Below are 16,860 nucleotides of genomic sequence, written 5' to 3' on the forward strand. Positions count from 1 at the left end.
CGGTAATTCCTCGTTTTAAGTTTGGGATGCATCTATAGACTTCCCGATTCGCAAACTCACGATTGAGTAACGAGGTAGAGGCGCACTTGAAACGTGCGCCTTCTTAATGTTTGTTTCCTTTGGCTAGCTTTAGTCCAATCGTCGCTTCCCACTTGAAAATTTTCTATTCCGCGTTAATGTTTCGTCAACTGTTGCTGCTTTGAAAAATCAGATGCGTTCCTTGTCCATTTTATTACTTTCTACTTTTAATGTTCTGTTTTCGTCTTCCGTCTTGGCACTGGATAATGGCTGGTGGCAAAGTGTGCTGTCCGAACAATCTTTGAATCAGGTAAAGAGCACTATTAGGACAGGTGGTCTTTGGTATCGGTGTGATAGCGAATTGAGTAACTCAGAGTCCACTGTCAGTACGTTTTGTCTAGACGAGTTCAACTACTACCACCAACCGCTTTATGGTGAAGTTATTTTACGTCAGGAAACTACGGAATTTGTTTTTCTAGCGCAATTCCAATGGCAGATCTGGAACGACTTAATTCTTAACTTAAGAAAGGATGGCTTGGTAATAAAAAGTATCCATTTTGATGAAGAAGAATTTGATGTGCTTAGCTCACTGAAAAATAAGTCAGCAGACGATGTAGATAAAGAAGTCATCTTAATGATGAATCGTTACCCACCAGAAGCTAATCGGAGAATACAGTGGGTAAGAGCAAGTGAGTTTCAATCAGCGTCTCCGAGTTTGGCGGTGTCGCTGATTAGTGATGGTGAAATGATCACGCTCCGCGTTATGCGCTTTTAGTCTCGTGCTGATTTTTGTTCTCATGATGCAGTGATAGAAACGTTGCCATTGCAGATTCATCTAAAAAGCCATCCGCTTTTTTATGTGAGCGCAGATATTGGTAACCAGCGATAAGTTTACGATGCATCTCTTGCTCATCCTCTGGCAGTGTTTCGTTCATCACGAATTGAAAAGCGAGTTTATACGCCTCCAAATCCACCACTTCAGCACGGCGATAAAGGTACCCGCACCCCGTAGCCAACCATTCAAGAGAGCAGTTTGCACGCATCGCAATTTGATTCGCTTTGGTTAAGCTTGGTTCACTACCTTTTAAATATTTTCGGATTAATGCTTCCGAGACATCAACGCGTCGCGCAAAACCGCTGATGCTTTCTTCGCCAATTAAAGTCGATAATCGTTGGGCAAAAGACATATTTCGTACTCCAGTTCGAATTGTGAAAGTTTACCCGTTGAGACCGTGCGAAAACAAGACTAGGATGAAAGCAGATCAATTAAAGGAGAGAACCAATGGTTGCAAAAGTTGTAACTGCACCAAGTGGCCCAGAATTTTCAGAACTGGTTCAAGGATATTGGCGCACAGTGGATTGGGGAATGACGGCTCAAGAGCGTTTGACCTTTCTTAAGCAACATGTGGAACTAGGTATTACAACGGTTGACCACGCTGATATTTATGGCAATTACGAGTGCGAATCACTGTTTGGTGAGGCGTTAAAGCTGGATAGTAGCGTGCGCGAGCAAATTCAGATCGTAACTAAATGTGATATCAATTTATGTGGTGATAAAACCCCAGAACGTAAAATTAACCATTACGACACGAGTTCTGCGCACATTTACCAATCGGTAAACAACTCACTTGAGCGTTTAAATGTCGACGAAATCGACGTTCTGCTTATTCACCGCCCAGACGTTTTAATGGACGCGGACGAAGTGGCAGAAGCATTTTCAGAGCTGCATAAAGTAGGTAAAGTGAAACACTTTGGTGTATCAAACTTTTCTCCACGTCAATTTGAGTTGTTGCAATCGCGTTTGGGTAAACCACTCGTGACAAACCAAGTGGAAATAAACCCGCTTAACTTTGAGGTTGCGCACGATGGCACGCTAGATCAGATGCAAATGCTGCGCGCTCGTCCAATGGCTTGGTCTTGCTTAGGTGGCGGCTCTATTTTTAGCGGCGACAGTGAACAGGCGGTTCGTGTACGTAATGAGCTAGAAGCCATTCGAGAGGAAGTCGGTGCCGCCAGTATTGATCAGGTGATTTACGCTTGGGTTCGTCGTCTGCCTTCTAATCCAATCCCAATTATTGGTTCTGGTAAGATTGAGCGCGTTCAAACGGCTGTTGATGCATTAAACATCGAGTTGACTCGTGAACAGTGGTATCGCGTTTGGGTTGCATCTAAAGGACACGGGGTGCCATAGAACACCCTCACGACATCAATAATTGTATTAGGCATCCACATTGGGTGCCTTTTTTGTATACTTATTCTGTGTGCTTGTTACGAAGAATATGATTATGGACTTTAATCTTGCTTTAAAACTCTATACAGCAGAACAAGTCAAAAATAGCGAAGTTATTGCTGCGCAGATGGCTGGTGTTTCAATGTATAGCTTGATGCAACGAGCTGGGATGGCCGTTTATGAGCACTTTCTGCATCTATACCCCAGAGCAAAGAACGTATTGGTCGTTTGCGGGAAAGGAAATAATGGCGGAGATGGTTATATCTTTGCTTCTCTCGCTAAGCAAGCACAGCTCAATGTGAAGGTCTTTCAGCTAGGAGATACTACTTCACTCACTGGCGATGCACTCTGTGCTTACGAAGATTGGCAAACTGTTGATGGGCAAAACAGCAGTTGGGATGACTGGAACACGGCGTTGCTGGAAGCAGACGTCATTATTGATGCAATGCTGGGAACGGGGTTAAGTGGTGAAGTGAGAAAAGAGTATCGCCGCTATATTGAGCAAATTAACCAGATTCGTTGCCCTGTAATCGCTATCGATATTCCGTCCGGTTTATGCGCCAACACCGGAGCTGTATTGGGTGATGCGATTTATGCAAACCATACCGTTACTTTTATCGGCGTCAAACAAGGTTTAGTTACCGCCCGGGCGAGAGATCATGTTGGTGAATTGCACTTTTGTGGTTTGGGCGTCAATGTAGAATTTGACTCTATAGAAGAGGAGAGTGCACTAGGTATCGATCACCAGGTCATCCCTCGACTTTTACCGTTACAAAAACCAACCGCTCATAAAGGCGATAACGGCAAATTGCTTTGTGTCGGAGGCAATCTCGGGATGTCGGGTGCGATTCGCTTCTGCGCGTCGGCAGCAGTACGCAGTGGTTCTGGGTTAACAGCAGCAATAACACACCCTGATAGCCTGATACCACTACAAATAGCCTGCCCAGAAGTGATGAGCCAAAGCATCACGGCGGATGAATTGCGGAATACCGAAAATGAACTGACTAAGCGAATTAGATGGGCGGATGCGTTAGTTTTTGGACCAGGATTTGGCGATGATGAATGGGCTTATCAAGCTTATCAATATTTGTCACAGCCACATAAACCGAAAGTCGTCGATGCCGACGGATTGAATATACTGGCGATGCTCAGTCAGCGTTATGATGGAACGCTAGTATGCGATAATCAACGAGTGATGGCACCTCATCCGGGAGAAGCGGCGCGTTTGCTAAATGTGACCACGCAAGACGTTGAACGTGACCGATATTCAGCCGCTCGGCAGTTGCACGAACGTTTTGGTGGCGTGGTGGTACTGAAAGGCGCTGGGACGCTCATTTATGATGGCATACGAATGTATGTCTGTCTGGCTGGTAATCCGGGGATGGCAAGCGGAGGAATGGGAGATGTCCTCTCTGGTGTTATTGGTGCGTTGCTGGCGAAAGGTATACCAATCTCTATCGCTGCCAGATTAGGCGTCATGATCCATAGTCATGCGGCGGATATCAATGTGGGTCATTATGGTGAACGCGGGTTATTAGCTAGTGATGTGGTAGAGACACTTCGCGTTGCCATGAATCCATGAAAGTTTGGTCCGATTTTGTGAAAATCTTTGTATTTCAATCTGCAGGTTAGGGCATTACTTGCGTGGAATTTGATGGATTTGAGATATGAAGCGTTTGAATCTGGTCACTGAGACGCAACGGTTTGCGCAATCGTTTTAGAGTTGCGTTATCTTAACTTATTGAATTTGTTAAATAAGAAAAAGGTTTGATGGTTTGATAGGTGTTTTTGATATGCGATTATCAAGATGGTAACACAAAAAAATTTCAAATATCAGACTTGTAGGAAATAAATCACAGCCTATAATGCTGAAAACCGGAGCGTCTGCCAACGCTCCGGTTTTTTTGTGTCCGAAGAACAGTGAACTCGTCTGCCAACGACTTCACTACGCACTCTGAGATGACACATAGATATATGAATCAAGGAATTACACAATGCGTATCGAACAAGAACTTAAGTTAGGTTTCAAAGATGTACTGTTTCGCCCGAAACGTTCTACCCTTAAAAGCCGTTCTCAAGTAAATTTAACCCGCGATTTTACATTCAAGCATAGTGGTCGTCAATGGTCTGGTGTGCCTGTAATTGCAGCTAATATGGATTCTGTTGGTAGCTTTGAAATGGCTACTGCGTTAGCTGAGCATGGTGTAATGACGGCTGTGCATAAACACTACACAGTCGAAGATTGGGCAGAGTTTGCGAAATCAGCAAGCAAAGCAACACTAAACAACGTGATGGTGTCTACTGGTACATCTGATGCAGACTTCCAAAAGACCAAAGACATCATGGCGCTTTCAGAAGAGTTCGTTTTCATCTGTGTTGATATCGCAAATGGTTATTCAGAGCACTTAGTCGAGTATGTAGAACGCGTACGCGCAGCATTCCCAGACAAAGTTATCTCTGCTGGTAACGTTGTTACTGGCGACATGTGTGAAGAGCTAATTCTTGCTGGTGCAGACATTGTGAAAGTGGGTATTGGCCCAGGTTCAGTTTGTACGACACGCGTTAAAACCGGTGTTGGTTACCCGCAACTTTCTGCAATCATCGAATGTGGTGATGCGGCGCACGGCCTTGGCGGTATGATCATCGGCGACGGTGGTTGTTCTTGCGCTGGTGACGTTTCTAAAGCGTTCGGTGGCGGCGCAGACTTTGTGATGCTTGGTGGCATGCTGGCTGGTCACGAAGAGTCAGGCGGTGAAGTTATCGAGAAAGATGGCAAAACCTTCATGAAATTCTACGGCATGTCTTCTCAGTCGGCTATGGACAAGCACTCAGGCGGTGTGGCTAAGTACCGCGCAGCTGAAGGAAAAACCGTACTATTACCTTACCGCGGCAGTGTTCACGGTACTATCTCAGATATCCTCGGCGGGGTACGTTCAACCTGTACATACGTAGGTGCAGCAAAGCTTAAAGAGCTAACGAAGCGCACGACGTTCATCCGCGTACAAGAGCAAGAGAACAACGTATTCGGTAAAGAGTAAATCGACTGAATATCGGAAAAACCGAAGAGTTAAGAGCCGTATTTTACGGCTCTTTTTTGCCCTAAATTTGCCTAGTGGCGACAAAGTGGCGACAGAGCTATAAAAAATTTTGTGGCGACAGGCTATAAATTGCAAAGAGGGTTACGGGTAATGGCCTCAGATAAATGGTCTGGTGCGAAGTGCGCGTAGCGCATCGTCATTGATATATCTGCGTGGCCGAGTACATCACGTAATACTAAAATGTTTCCCCCATTCATCATAAAATGACTGGCGAACGTATGACGCAATACGTGCGAGGCTTGCCCGGAAGGTAACGTAATGCGACTTTGTTTTTGAGAATGTAGCAAAGCGGGGTATAGCACTCTTCAAACAATTTTCCTGATGTCGGCTTGAATATCTCTTCGTACAACTCTTTGGAGATGGGAACAGTACGATTCTTTTTGGTTTTTGTATTGGTGTACGTGACTTTGTACTGGGAAAGTTGACTGCCTTGTAGTTGCGCCGCCTCGTTCCATCGTGCTCCAGTCGCCAAGCAAAGTTTCACCACCTTCACCATATCTGAAATAGGGTGCTGTTCTGCATGATCCAGCAATAAGCTAATCTGCTCTTTAGTTAAGAACATCATAGCTCTTTCAGATTCTATGAAAGGCTTAATATCGTCTAGCGGGTTTGGTGGGCTTTGTTGCGTAATTCAGACAGAAAACCAAACCACCTGAAATTGAACAATTATCAAACAACATACTGAGTTTCGGGCATACCAAGCCCTGTAAGCTTGTTCAGCGCTTTAATCATGGCGTAGGTTTCGCCAACTTGAGCATTGTAGTTTCTCAGGCTTAACGTCGCACCAAGTAGCTGCTTCACACGGTACATGGCCGTTTCAGAGAGTGAACGCTTGTGATACCATACCGCTTTTTCCACTCGCTTATGGTTTCTTCATCGATCCAGAAAGTGAGTGAACCACGGTTGATTAGAGCTTTGTTGTACTGTTTCCAGTTATTTGTTTTGTAACGAGGTTTCGGCATAAGGCTACGATGATTAACTGATGTAGCCGATCAGATCGTAACTTCCTAGTTTAGTTCCATCGAATTACGCAACAAAGCCCCCTCTAATCAAAGAGGGGCTTGAAAAATACTTTATGTTTTTGCTCATTCAAGAAAGGCATCAAGCGCTTGAGTAGGCTGGCGCGTATTTGGATCCCATGCACCCAAGGTATAGCCTTGCCAACTATATGCCTGTGGCTCCCAGTAGAAAATCCCAATGCCTTTATCTTGATTAACACTTCGTACTTTTTGGATCATATCGGCAACGATAGTCTTTGCTTGAGGCTCATCCCAAGGCACGCCAATTTCAGTGATCATCACTTCCGTTCCGTAGCGCTCGACCATATCATTGAGATTAGAGAGGCATTCATTGTTTGCTTCTTGCCAAGTAAGGCCAGTAGCATTCTTGGGATAGGATGATGCGCCAATAACATCCCACCAAGCACTGTTGGATTGTAAGCCATCAAGAATCCATCGGAAATTAGCATTGTCGTGACAGTTTGCTAAATGGACAATGACCTTAGCATCTGGGAATACTTCTTTGGCTGCGTTTCGTCCGCTATTAAACAACCATGCATAGTTACGCATGTTGCTTGAAGCCATTCCTTCATTCCATAGCATTCCGTTGTTGGTTTCATTACCGACTTGAATCCATTTTGGTGTAATACCTGCAGCTTTTAAGGTGTTGAGTGAGTCTCTAGTGTAAGACCATACTTGTCCCATTAAATCTTCGAAGCTCAGTTGTTGCCATGCTGCGGGTTTCCATTGGTTGCCTGGATCGGCCCAAGTGTCGCTATAGTGGAAGTCAATCATCACGTCCATATTTGCGTCTTTGGCCCAATGCGCTTTGACAATTACATCATCCAGTGAGCTGTAATAACCATCACTGGGATTAACCCAGACACGAAGACGCACTGCGTTCATACCATGGTCTCGTAATATTGAAAGGACATCTTGTCGATAGCCCCAATCGTTGTAGAACTCGTAGCCACTGTCTTCCATCTGAGTTATCCAACTAATATCCGCACCTTTAATAAAAGCGTGAGAATAGTTTGAGGCCACTAATGAGCCGAAGATAGCTAGGGATTTTAGGGTGTTGTTCATCGTTTCACCATTTTTATATATTCACGTTTTGATTGTTTTTAAACGTAAATAATATAGCAACGGATTTTAGTGTAGAGGTGATGTATAAAAGTGTTAGTGATTATTTTTATAAGGTTATTTGCGTAGTTGTGATTCTGGATAAATTATCTAAGTAAATTTACTTAGATAATTGTGAATATGATCTATCTACAAATGTATCAAATCATAAATTAAGCCGAAGTTAGTTAATTTTAAAACTGTCTCGCCAGATAAATTCATGACCAAATAAAACCGTTTTTTTGTATTTTCTGCCTTCTATTTTTTCAATAAACATATCTATTGCGACTTCTCCCATTTCAAACGGGAACAGTCGCATTGTAGTCAGGCTTGGACTCATATGTCGGGCTGACGAGATATCATTGGTGCCGATGACTTGTATATCGGTTGGAATGGTTAACCCTGCCTCATAAATGGCTCGATAAACACCAACGGCCACCATATCTGTCGCTGCGTAGACCACATCGGGAAGTTCATCGAGTTGTAGCATTTCTTTCATTGCTTGATACCCCGATTCGATGCAATACTCTTTACTCACTTTACATAGCGCATCGTGATACAAGCCGTTTTCTTTGGTCACTTTACGAAAAGTATGTAAGCGCTCCTCGTTATTGCCAATAAAAGCAGGTCGTTTACAATGGCTTTTCAGCACATTTTGCATAACATCATTGGACAACGCCAGCCGGTCAATTAAGACTGCATCGGTTTTGCTACCTAAAGGGTTCGAGTCAACAAATATGATATTGTGGTTAGCTTGATATAAAGTATCTACAACTTGTTTGGAGAAATGTCCGACTGCAATGACGGCCGGAGCCTTTTCTATTAGATTTATATTAGTATCGATTTGGTCTAAATGGAGTGTTCTTAAATCGACGCCTTTTTCTAAACAACGATTTTGAATGCCAGCACGAATAGAAGTGAAATACGGGTCGTCTATTTCCTGTGTCGGAGTCAAAAAGTTCAACATAACAACATCACGTACGCCAAGTGGCTTATTCGTTTTGGTTGCTTCATGATGAACAAACTGTTTTTTACTGCGTTTAGGGGATTGATAGCCAAGCGACTCTACTGCCTCCAAAATGGCCCGTTTTTTGTCTTCACTTACAGACAAAGTAGGGTCTTCGTTAAGAAAGCGAGAAATAGTGGAAGTAGAAATCTTCGCTCTTTGTGCAATGTCTTTAAGTGTAGCCAAAAGATTACCCTATATTATATTTATTGGACGGTCCTAGCATGCCAAAGAGCATACTGAATGCTCTTTGGCACCAAAGCGCTAATGTGTTGATTGTACAGAATCAAATTTAATGACGTTTCCATCAGGTTCAAAAATGTGTAAATGGGAAGGTGATGTAAATAGCGAAATTGACTCACCAGGCTGTACTTGTGTGTCCCCATGATGAAGGTATTTGAAGTCATCCACGCCGCCACATTGGCCAAAGATGTAAGTCATGCCTCCCAGTCTCTCGACCACTTCACATTGGAATGCGAGTGTGATCATATCTGGATTTGTCGTGAGGTGTTCTGGTCGAATACCTAACGTTAGATTTTTACCTATTTCAACCTGAGCTGTTTTTATCGGTAAAGTGATTGAACGGCCCACATCCAGACTCACTGTTAAGCTCGTTTCATCCCACCCTTCAACAGTACAAGGAAGAAAGTTCATTTTCGGAGAGCCGATAAATCCGGCAACAAATCTGTTAATTGGGTTATGGTAGAGATCCATTGGTGAACCAACTTGCTCAACTTTGCCATCACGAAGCACGACGATTTTATCTGCTAATGTCATGGCTTCGACTTGGTCGTGCGTTACGTAGATCATGGTTGACTTAAGCTCTTGGTGTAACTTTGCAATATGAAGCCGCATGTCGACGCGTAATTCTGCGTCTAGGTTTGATAGCGGCTCATCAAATAGAAACACTTTTGGATCTCGAACGATTGCTCGGCCGATAGCAACGCGTTGGCGTTGGCCTCCTGACAGTTGGGCTGGTTTACGATCGAGTAGATGTTCTAACTGCAGAGCTTTACCGACCAACTGCACTTTTTTATCTCGTTCTTCTTTAGGTACTTTGTTTACTTTTAGTGAGTAACCCATATTTTCTGCAACAGTCATATGCGGGTATAGCGCATAAGACTGGAACACCATCGCCACCCCTCGTTCTGAGGGTGGAGTATCGTTAACGACATTGCCCGAAATAGATATTGCGCCATCACTGATGTCTTCCAGACCAGCAATCATACGCAAGAGCGTTGATTTGCCACAGCCCGATGGGCCAACAAACACCACAAACTCACCTTCTTCTATCGACAAGTTTACGTTGTGAATGGTTTGGGTATCGTCAAAACGTTTTACGACATTGGATAATTGGATCGAAGACATTTTAAATTCCTCTTAAATGATAATAAATAAAGTGTGTGATCTAATTCGTCTTTTATTTAGTAAATTTTATTTTCACTTGTTTGTTTTATCACAATAACTGCTAGCTATAGTGATTGGAATCACATCAATGAATAACCTGTATGGAAAAAATAACACAAAGGAGCATATTTGCACCATAAATTTTATTTTTTACCAAAAACGAAAGGCGTGAAATTTTATGGATAATAATAAATTTAGTAAAAAACTATCTGCTCTCGCAGTTACTGCTCTATTTTGTTCGCCAATGGCGTTGGCGCAGCAGTCCTTATTAGTCTGGGAAGACATTCAAAAGTCTTTTGGTAATGAAGAAGCGGTCGCTGCTTTTGAAAAACAACACGATGTGAAAGTGAATGTGCTTGAAATGCCATATGGCGGTCAGGTCGAATCTTTGCGTATGGACGGCCCTGCAGGCACTGGCCCTGACGTCGTGTTGATTCCACATGATCAGATTGGTGGGGCGGTTATCCAAGGTTTACTTGCTCCAGTTCAGGTCGATAAAGTCGTTACCGATACATTTAGTCAATCTTCTATTAACGCTTTGACTTACAATGGCGTGCTATACGGTTTGCCAAAATCCGTTGAAACCGTATTTATGGTTTACAACAAAGATCTTATTTCTGAACTGCCAGAAACGATGGACGAAATATTTGAGCTGTCTAAGAAGTTTCGTGAAGAGAATAAATACGGTTTGCTGGCTAAATGGGATGAGCTTTATTACACCTACGGAATTTTAAACGGTATGGGTGGTGATGTTTTCGCTAAAAAAGACGACGGCTCGTACGATCCTAATAAAATATTACTGAATACTCCAGGGGCAGTCGAAGGCGCGAAATTCATTCAGAAGTTCTATGACTCTAAAGTCTTCCCTACAGGCATCATTGGTAATAACGGGCTTAATGCTATCGATTCACTATTCACGTCGGGCAAAGCAGCGATTGTTCAAACTGGTCCTTGGGCGCTCCAGCCTTACAAAGAAGCAGGGATCAACTACGGTGTAGCGCCTCTTCCAAAATTACCATCTGGTGAGCAAATGGGTTCATTTATGGGGGTTAAGAGTTACAGCATTTCCACTTTCTCGAAAAACAAACCTTTAGCGCAAGAGTTTATTACGTTCGTCAATAATTATGATAATGCCAAGCGCCGCTTTGAGCTAACTGGAGAGGTTCCGGCAGTGACAAAATTGGTGGACGATCCTGTTATCAAGAATGACCCAGGAGCAAGTGCTGTAGCGATGCAATCCATTCACGCTACGTCTATGCCTTCCATTCCAGAAATGAACGAAGTGTGGGGCCCTGCGAACAGCGCGCTTCAGTTGATCGCAACCAATAAACAAGATGCGAAAAGTGCACTCGACTCTGCAGTAGACAGCATCAATATGCAAATCGAAGCTAACCACGCAATGATGGGTCAATAATTTAAAGATATTGTTCTGGCGAAAGCAATTGTCGGCCCTAGTTACTCGTCTGGGGCTGACAGACGCCAGAAGTTTTCCGAAATGGAGTTGTAAGTGATGTCTGACATGAGTGAACATTTTGAGCATAACTCGGGGCTATATCGATCCCAACGGTTTACTGCCTCCTTACTTGCAGTAATTCCTGGCTTTGGCCAGTTTTATAACCGACAGTTTGTAAAAGGCATGATGTTCTTCATCTTGCTAACAAGTTTTTATGCAGTAACTCGTGATTTTATTTCCCACGGTATGTGGGGTCTTGTAACACTTGGCGAAAACCTACCAGAGGACAACTCAGTTTTCCTACTCGCAGAAGGTATTATTGCTTCGCTAGTGGTGGTATTTGGTTTAGCGGTTTATGTACTCAGCATTAATGACGCCTACAAAAACGGGCAACGGCTTGATGAAGGCCGTCCATTGAACTCACTGCGTGTTCAGTATCGCAATGTTATCAATGCTGGCTTCCCGTATCTGATGATAAGCCCGGGTTTTATCCTTTTAGTCTTTGTTGTTGTATTTCCGATCATCTTTGGTTTTGCGATTGGTTTTACTAACTATAACCTTTACAACTCACCGCCTGCGAAGCTGGTTGACTGGGTTGGATTGAAGAACTTCTTCAACATTTTCCAAATTAACTTGTGGCGTAACACTTTTATCGATGTGTTGCAGTGGACAGTCGTTTGGACATTAGTTGCATCAACATTGCAATGCACAGTCGGGGTTCTGTTGGCGATTCTGGTTAACCAAAAAGACCTTAAATTTAAGCCTCTGATCCGTACAATCTTTATTCTTCCTTGGGCGGTACCTGGCTTTGTTACCATCCTTATTTTTACCGGGATGTTTAACGACAGCTTTGGTGTCATCAACAACGTGATTCTCGACTTCTTTGGTATTGAGCCTAAAGCTTGGCTGACAGACCCATTCTGGACGAAAGTTGCGCTCATCATGATCCAAACCTGGTTAGGTTTCCCATTTGTATTCGCCATGACAACGGGGGTTCTACAGGCGATCCCTAATGATCTTTATGAAGCTGCGACGATGGACGGTGCAAGCAAATTTCAGCAGTTAAGAACTATCACTTTACCGCTGGTTCTGTACTCAATCGCTCCAATTTTGATTACTCAATACACGTTTAACTTTAACAACTTCAATATTATTTATCTGTTTAATAATGGGGGGCCTGCAGTCATTGGTAGTAACGCGGGCGGCACCGATATCTTGGTGTCATGGATTTACAAACTGACGATGTCTTCATCGCAATACGGTATTGCCTCTGCCATCACTTTATTACTGTCGATTTTCGTTGTGGGCATTGCTCTTTGGCAATTCCGTATGACCAAGTCATTCAAAGAAGAAGCGAGATAACAACATGAGTATTAAACGTAGTAATCGCATCCGATTGACATTGAGTTACGGCCTGATTTTGTTGGTATCAGTGATCATTATTTATCCGTTAGTGTGGACGGTTGGTGCGTCATTCTATCCAGGCAATAGCATCATGGGTGAGTCCATTTTCCCGGAGAACCCGACTCTGAGTCACTATGCCACTTTGTTTGCTAATGACAAAGTGGCTTACCTGACCTGGTTCTGGAATAGTTTGAAAATCAGCTTTTTGACCATGGTGCTAACGCTGATCAGTGTGTCATGTACGTCATATGCGTTTTCACGCTTTCGCTTTAAAGGCAGAAAAAATGGTCTAATGCTGTTCCTTCTTTTGCAGATGATCCCTCAATTTTCCGCCTTAATTGCGATATTTGTCCTAGCGCAGATGTTGGGGTTGATTAATAGCCATCTTGCATTAGTACTGGTTTATGTTGGTGGAATGATCCCGATGAACACGTATTTAATGAAAGGTTATTTGGACGCGATACCGAAAGACCTGGATGAATCAGCAAAAATGGATGGTGCGAGTAATATTCGTATTTTTTTAGAAATTATACTGCCTATTTCAAAACCAATTATTGCAGTAGTGGCATTATTCTCTTTCACGGGGCCTCTAGGCGACTTTATTCTTGCTACAACCATTCTAAGAACGCCTGAAAATTATACGTTACCTATCGGTTTATATAATTTGGTCGTTGAGAAAATGGGGGCAAGTTATACCACATATGCAGCAGGTGCTGTGCTTATTTCAATACCTGTAGCGCTTCTTTATCTATCACTACAAAAATACTTTGTATCTGGCTTAACAGCAGGTAGTACAAAAGGCTAATACTAGAGAGAAAGATATGAATAAAAAATTTAAGGTTGCACTTATTAGTGCGGCAGTGGCTTTGGCTGGCTGTCAATCTTCAAATTCGTCTAATGATAATAGCTCAAATATTAATCCTGGCATGGGGGATATTAGTATTACTGCACCAGAATTGAGGTCTAATTTTATACGTGGCATGGATATTTCCATGTTGCCTGAAATAGAAAAGTTGGGTGGGAAATATTACCAAGATGGCAATGAAGAAGATCTGATTAAAATATTAAAAGATAGTGGGGTTAATTCTATCCGCGCACGTTTGTGGGTAGACCCAATGTCAGCCACTGGTGAAGTATTTGGTGGCGGCAATAACACGCTAGAGCGTTCCATTGAGCTTGGTAAACGCGCACAAGAAAACGGTATGTCATTCCTGCTAGATATCCATTACAGCGATTTTTGGGCTGACCCTAAGAAGCAACACAAGCCAAAAGAGTGGGAGCAACTTACGTTTGAGAACCTAACACAGAAAGTCTACGACTACACAGCAGAGGTGATGAAAGCGCATCAAGCTGCGGGTGTCGTACCAGACATGGTTCAGGTAGGTAACGAACTGAATGGCGGTATGCTTTGGCCAGAGGGTAAGAGTTGGGGGCAAGATGGTAAGGAGTTCGACCGCCTTTCACTTCTTTTAAAAACTGGCATTCAAGCGGTGCATGACAACGACAGTGGTAAAGATATTCAAGTCATGTTGCACCTCGCTGAAGCAGGTGACAACGGTCTTTTCCGTTGGTGGTTTGATGAAATCACCCAGCGTGGCGTAGATTTTGATGTGATTGGTATGTCTTACTATCCGTGGTGGCACGGTCCAATCGATAAAGTGAAAGTCAATATGAATGACGTCATCAGTCGCTACAACAAGCCTGTCGTCTTAGTCGAAACGTCTTTCCCGTTTACCACTGAAAATGGTGATTCGTTAGGTAATAGCTACTCCGAGGCGGGGCCGATTGAGGGGTACAGTGTGTCAATCGAGGGCCAAGCGCAATATCTGGCTGACATCATGACTCTGCTGAATGAACTGCCTAATGAACAAGGTCTAGGGATTTATTACTGGGAACCTGCATGGTTACCAATCGATGGGGCAACCTGGTCAACGGGCGCTGGCATGGACTACAGCGGGGACAAATGGGACATGGGTAACTCATGGGAGAACCAATCACTGTTCGATTTTGAAGGTAACGCACTACCGTCATTGAAAGTATTTAAAGGTCAATAATGAACAATAAAAAACACATCATTCCCAAGATAAAAGGCTTGCTCCATGGAGCGGATTACAACCCTGAGCAATGGTTAGACAGACCAGATATTCTAGCCAAAGATATTGAACTGATGAAGCAGACGAATTGTAACGTTATGTCTGTCGGTATCTTCAGTTGGTCTGCTCTTGAGCCTGTTGAAGGTGAGTTTCAGTTTGAATGGCTTGATAGCGTACTGGATAACCTGGCAGACAATGGGATTTCTGTATTCCTGGCGACACCGAGTGGTGCGCGTCCTGCCTGGTTATCTGAACGATACCCTGACGTCCTTCGAGTCAACAGCGCACGTATTAAACAACTGCATGGAGAACGTCATAACCATTGTTACAGCTCACCGAATTACCGTGAGAAAGTAAGCATCATGAACGCTAAATTGGCTGAACGTTACAGTCAACATCCTGCGGTGATAGGCTGGCACGTTTCAAACGAATATGGCGGCGATTGTCACTGTAATTACTGTCAGGAAGAGTTTCGTTTGTGGCTGAAAAACAAATACGGCTCCCTATACAATCTTAATAAGCTGTGGTGGAGTGCATTTTGGAGTCATACTTACACCAGTTGGGAACAAATTGAATCACCATCTCCCGTTGGTGAGAACTCCGTTCATGCACTGAAGTTAGATTGGAAACGATTCTGTACTGACCGCGTCTCGAACTTCTGTGAGCACGAGATTGCACCGCTCAAGTCGATTAATCCTGATCTGCCTACGACGGCAAACTTCATGGAGTACTTTTACGACTACAACTATTGGGAATTGGCAAAGTCAATTGATGTTGTTTCTTGGGACAGCTATCCGCTTTGGCACAGTGACAGCGATGAAATTGCGCTCGCTTGCTATACCGGGATGTACCATGATTTGATGCGCACACTGAAAAATCAGCCATTTTTACTCATGGAATCAACCCCAAGCCAAACTAACTGGCAGCCAATCACTAAGCTCAAAAAAGACGGTGTCCATCTACTTTCCTCATTGCAAGCAGTGGCTCATGGCTCTGACTCTGTTCAGTACTTCCAGTGGCGAAAAAGCCGCGGTTCTGTTGAGAAGTTCCATGGTGCGGTGATCGACCACGTTGGTCATGCAAATACTCGTACTGGTCGAGAAGTGACAGCCGTCGGTGAGTATCTTAAACAAATTAATGATGTGGCGGGAACGAGTACGCAGGCCGAAGTGGCGATCATTTTTGATTGGGAAAACCGTTGGGCAATGGATGATGCTTCAGGTCCTCGCAATGAAGGCATGCACTACGAGCAAACCGTGTGTGACCATTATCGAGGTTTTTGGCAGCAAGGTATTAGCTGCGACATCATAGAGCAGCTATCTGATTTTACTCCTTATAAGATCATTGTTGCGCCTATGCTGTACTTAATAAAACCTGGTGTAGCAGAACGTCTGGAAGCGTTTGTCGAGCAAGGCGGAACGTTAGTCGCGACTTACTGGAGTGGCATCGTTGACCAGAATGATCTGTGCTTTCTGGGTGGCTTCCCTGGCGGAGAAGGCAGCCCATTACGCCGCACATTAGGTATTTGGGCTGAGGAGATTGACTCACTCTATGACCATGAACGCGTATTGTTTGAAATGGAAACGCATTCTGGTTTTGGCTTCAGTGGTGAATTTAAGGCCAAGCACTTAATGGAACATATTCATTTAGAGACGGCAGAAGCTTTGGCTTATTACCGCGAGGATCTATTTGATGCTTGCCCGGTCATTACTAAGAACCAGCTTGGTAAAGGTTGTGCTTACTACATCGCTGCACGTACAGAGACAGAGTTTAACGAGTTGTTTTACATCTCTCTTGCTAATTTACATGGCATTCGCAAGCCAATTGAAAACGTGCCTTACGGAGTGTCAGTGACAACTCGTGAAGACGAACAGTCTCGCTATTTGTTTATTATGAACTTTTTGAATGAGCAGCGAGATTTGAAAGTTCCGCACGGGAATTGGATAAATGCAAATACAGGTGACGATATTAAGGAGAATATTACACTTCAACCCTATCAAGTCATCGTTATCAAAAATAATAAATAACTAT

The 16,860-nt window shown here is 43.6% G+C and carries 13 protein-coding genes and 2 pseudogenes; 9 read left to right on the forward strand and 6 right to left on the reverse strand.

The genetic code is table 11. The annotated features are described in order from the left end of the window. The first annotated feature begins 211 nt into the window (after positions 1-211). Positions 212-793, forward strand: a complete 582-nt coding sequence (locus OO774_RS19910; RefSeq protein WP_264906135.1) for a hypothetical protein — start codon at positions 212-214, stop codon at positions 791-793. Here the strand turns inward: OO774_RS19910 and OO774_RS19915 are convergent. Continuing rightward, positions 780-1,205, reverse strand: coding sequence for a helix-turn-helix transcriptional regulator (locus OO774_RS19915; RefSeq protein ID WP_264906136.1), 426 nt, complete (start codon positions 1,203-1,205; stop codon positions 780-782). The genes OO774_RS19910 and OO774_RS19915 overlap by 14 nt on opposite strands. A 95-nt stretch (positions 1,206-1,300) precedes the next feature. Between OO774_RS19915 and OO774_RS19920 the strand changes: the two genes are divergently transcribed. From OO774_RS19920 to OO774_RS19930, 3 genes are all read left to right on the forward strand, one after another. Then, positions 1,301-2,209 carry an aldo/keto reductase family oxidoreductase gene (locus OO774_RS19920; protein ID WP_264906137.1) on the forward strand — a complete coding sequence of 303 codons (909 nt, stop codon included), beginning with the start codon at positions 1,301-1,303 and terminating at the stop codon, positions 2,207-2,209. A gap of 94 nt (positions 2,210-2,303) precedes the next feature. Further along, a complete protein-coding gene (locus OO774_RS19925; RefSeq protein ID WP_264906138.1) occupies positions 2,304-3,830 on the forward strand; it encodes an NAD(P)H-hydrate dehydratase in 1,527 nt (508 codons plus the stop codon). 412 nt (positions 3,831-4,242) lie between these two features. Continuing rightward, positions 4,243-5,286: a GMP reductase gene (locus tag OO774_RS19930; protein ID WP_264906139.1), complete on the forward strand. Its 1,044-nt coding sequence runs from the start codon at positions 4,243-4,245 to the stop codon at positions 5,284-5,286. 122 nt (positions 5,287-5,408) lie between these two features. On the opposite strand, the pseudogene OO774_RS19935 reads toward OO774_RS19930, so the two are convergent. The 5 genes and pseudogenes from OO774_RS19935 to ugpC form a co-directional block, all read right to left on the reverse strand. Continuing rightward, positions 5,409-5,959: pseudogene (locus OO774_RS19935) on the reverse strand (tyrosine-type recombinase/integrase); the annotation flags it as partial. A gap of 56 nt (positions 5,960-6,015) precedes the next feature. Next, positions 6,016-6,206: pseudogene (locus tag OO774_RS19940) on the reverse strand (IS5/IS1182 family transposase); the annotation flags it as partial. 225 nt (positions 6,207-6,431) lie between these two features. Then, positions 6,432-7,430, reverse strand: a complete 999-nt coding sequence (locus tag OO774_RS19945; RefSeq protein WP_264906140.1) for an arabinogalactan endo-1,4-beta-galactosidase — start codon at positions 7,428-7,430, stop codon at positions 6,432-6,434. A gap of 220 nt (positions 7,431-7,650) precedes the next feature. Continuing rightward, the gene (locus tag OO774_RS19950; protein WP_264906141.1) at positions 7,651-8,658 is read right to left on the reverse strand and encodes a LacI family DNA-binding transcriptional regulator; all 1,008 of its coding nucleotides are present in this window, start codon (positions 8,656-8,658) and stop codon (positions 7,651-7,653) included. Between the two features lie 78 nt (positions 8,659-8,736). After that, positions 8,737-9,840 (reverse strand): sn-glycerol-3-phosphate ABC transporter ATP-binding protein UgpC, encoded by a 1,104-nt coding sequence (ugpC, locus tag OO774_RS19955; RefSeq protein ID WP_264906142.1) that lies wholly within the window; start codon positions 9,838-9,840, stop codon positions 8,737-8,739. A 217-nt stretch (positions 9,841-10,057) separates the two neighbouring features. On the opposite strand from ugpC, the gene OO774_RS19960 reads away from it, so the two are divergent. The 5 genes from OO774_RS19960 (at position 10,058) to OO774_RS19980 (ending at position 16,856) form a co-directional block, all read left to right on the forward strand. After that, a complete protein-coding gene (locus OO774_RS19960; RefSeq protein WP_140269313.1) occupies positions 10,058-11,293 on the forward strand; it encodes an extracellular solute-binding protein in 1,236 nt (411 codons plus the stop codon). A 105-nt stretch (positions 11,294-11,398) separates the two neighbouring features. Next, positions 11,399-12,694, forward strand: a complete 1,296-nt coding sequence (locus tag OO774_RS19965) for a sugar ABC transporter permease (RefSeq protein ID WP_049873693.1) — start codon at positions 11,399-11,401, stop codon at positions 12,692-12,694. Positions 12,695-12,698: 4 nt separating this feature from the next. Continuing rightward, a complete protein-coding gene (locus OO774_RS19970; protein WP_110176712.1) occupies positions 12,699-13,541 on the forward strand; it encodes a sugar ABC transporter permease in 843 nt (280 codons plus the stop codon). A 16-nt stretch (positions 13,542-13,557) separates the two neighbouring features. After that, on the forward strand, positions 13,558-14,790 hold the full coding sequence (locus OO774_RS19975; RefSeq protein ID WP_264906145.1) for a glycosyl hydrolase 53 family protein: 1,233 nt from the start codon (positions 13,558-13,560) through the stop codon (positions 14,788-14,790). Next, complete coding sequence (locus tag OO774_RS19980) at positions 14,790-16,856, forward strand: beta-galactosidase (RefSeq protein WP_264906147.1); 2,067 nt, start codon at positions 14,790-14,792, stop codon at positions 16,854-16,856. The genes OO774_RS19975 and OO774_RS19980 overlap by 1 nt, the downstream gene beginning before the upstream one ends. The last annotated feature ends 4 nt before the right edge of the window (positions 16,857-16,860 follow it).

Source organism: Vibrio sp. STUT-A11, assembly GCF_026000435.1.
Taxonomy (GTDB): Bacteria; Pseudomonadota; Gammaproteobacteria; order Enterobacterales; family Vibrionaceae; genus Vibrio.

Coding starts and splice junctions, on each gene's coding strand:
- OO774_RS19910 (WP_264906135.1), top strand. CDS start 212: ATGCGTTCCTTGTCCATTTTATTACTTTCTACTTTTAATGTTCTGTTT.
- OO774_RS19915 (WP_264906136.1), bottom strand. CDS start 1,205: ATGTCTTTTGCCCAACGATTATCGACTTTAATTGGCGAAGAAAGCATC.
- OO774_RS19920 (WP_264906137.1), top strand. CDS start 1,301: ATGGTTGCAAAAGTTGTAACTGCACCAAGTGGCCCAGAATTTTCAGAA.
- OO774_RS19925 (WP_264906138.1), top strand. CDS start 2,304: ATGGACTTTAATCTTGCTTTAAAACTCTATACAGCAGAACAAGTCAAA.
- OO774_RS19930 (WP_264906139.1), top strand. CDS start 4,243: ATGCGTATCGAACAAGAACTTAAGTTAGGTTTCAAAGATGTACTGTTT.
- OO774_RS19945 (WP_264906140.1), bottom strand. CDS start 7,430: ATGAACAACACCCTAAAATCCCTAGCTATCTTCGGCTCATTAGTGGCC.
- ugpC (WP_264906142.1), bottom strand. CDS start 9,840: ATGTCTTCGATCCAATTATCCAATGTCGTAAAACGTTTTGACGATACC.
- OO774_RS19960 (WP_140269313.1), top strand. CDS start 10,058: ATGGATAATAATAAATTTAGTAAAAAACTATCTGCTCTCGCAGTTACT.
- OO774_RS19965 (WP_049873693.1), top strand. CDS start 11,399: ATGAGTGAACATTTTGAGCATAACTCGGGGCTATATCGATCCCAACGG.
- OO774_RS19970 (WP_110176712.1), top strand. CDS start 12,699: ATGAGTATTAAACGTAGTAATCGCATCCGATTGACATTGAGTTACGGC.
- OO774_RS19975 (WP_264906145.1), top strand. CDS start 13,558: ATGAATAAAAAATTTAAGGTTGCACTTATTAGTGCGGCAGTGGCTTTG.
- OO774_RS19980 (WP_264906147.1), top strand. CDS start 14,790: ATGAACAATAAAAAACACATCATTCCCAAGATAAAAGGCTTGCTCCAT.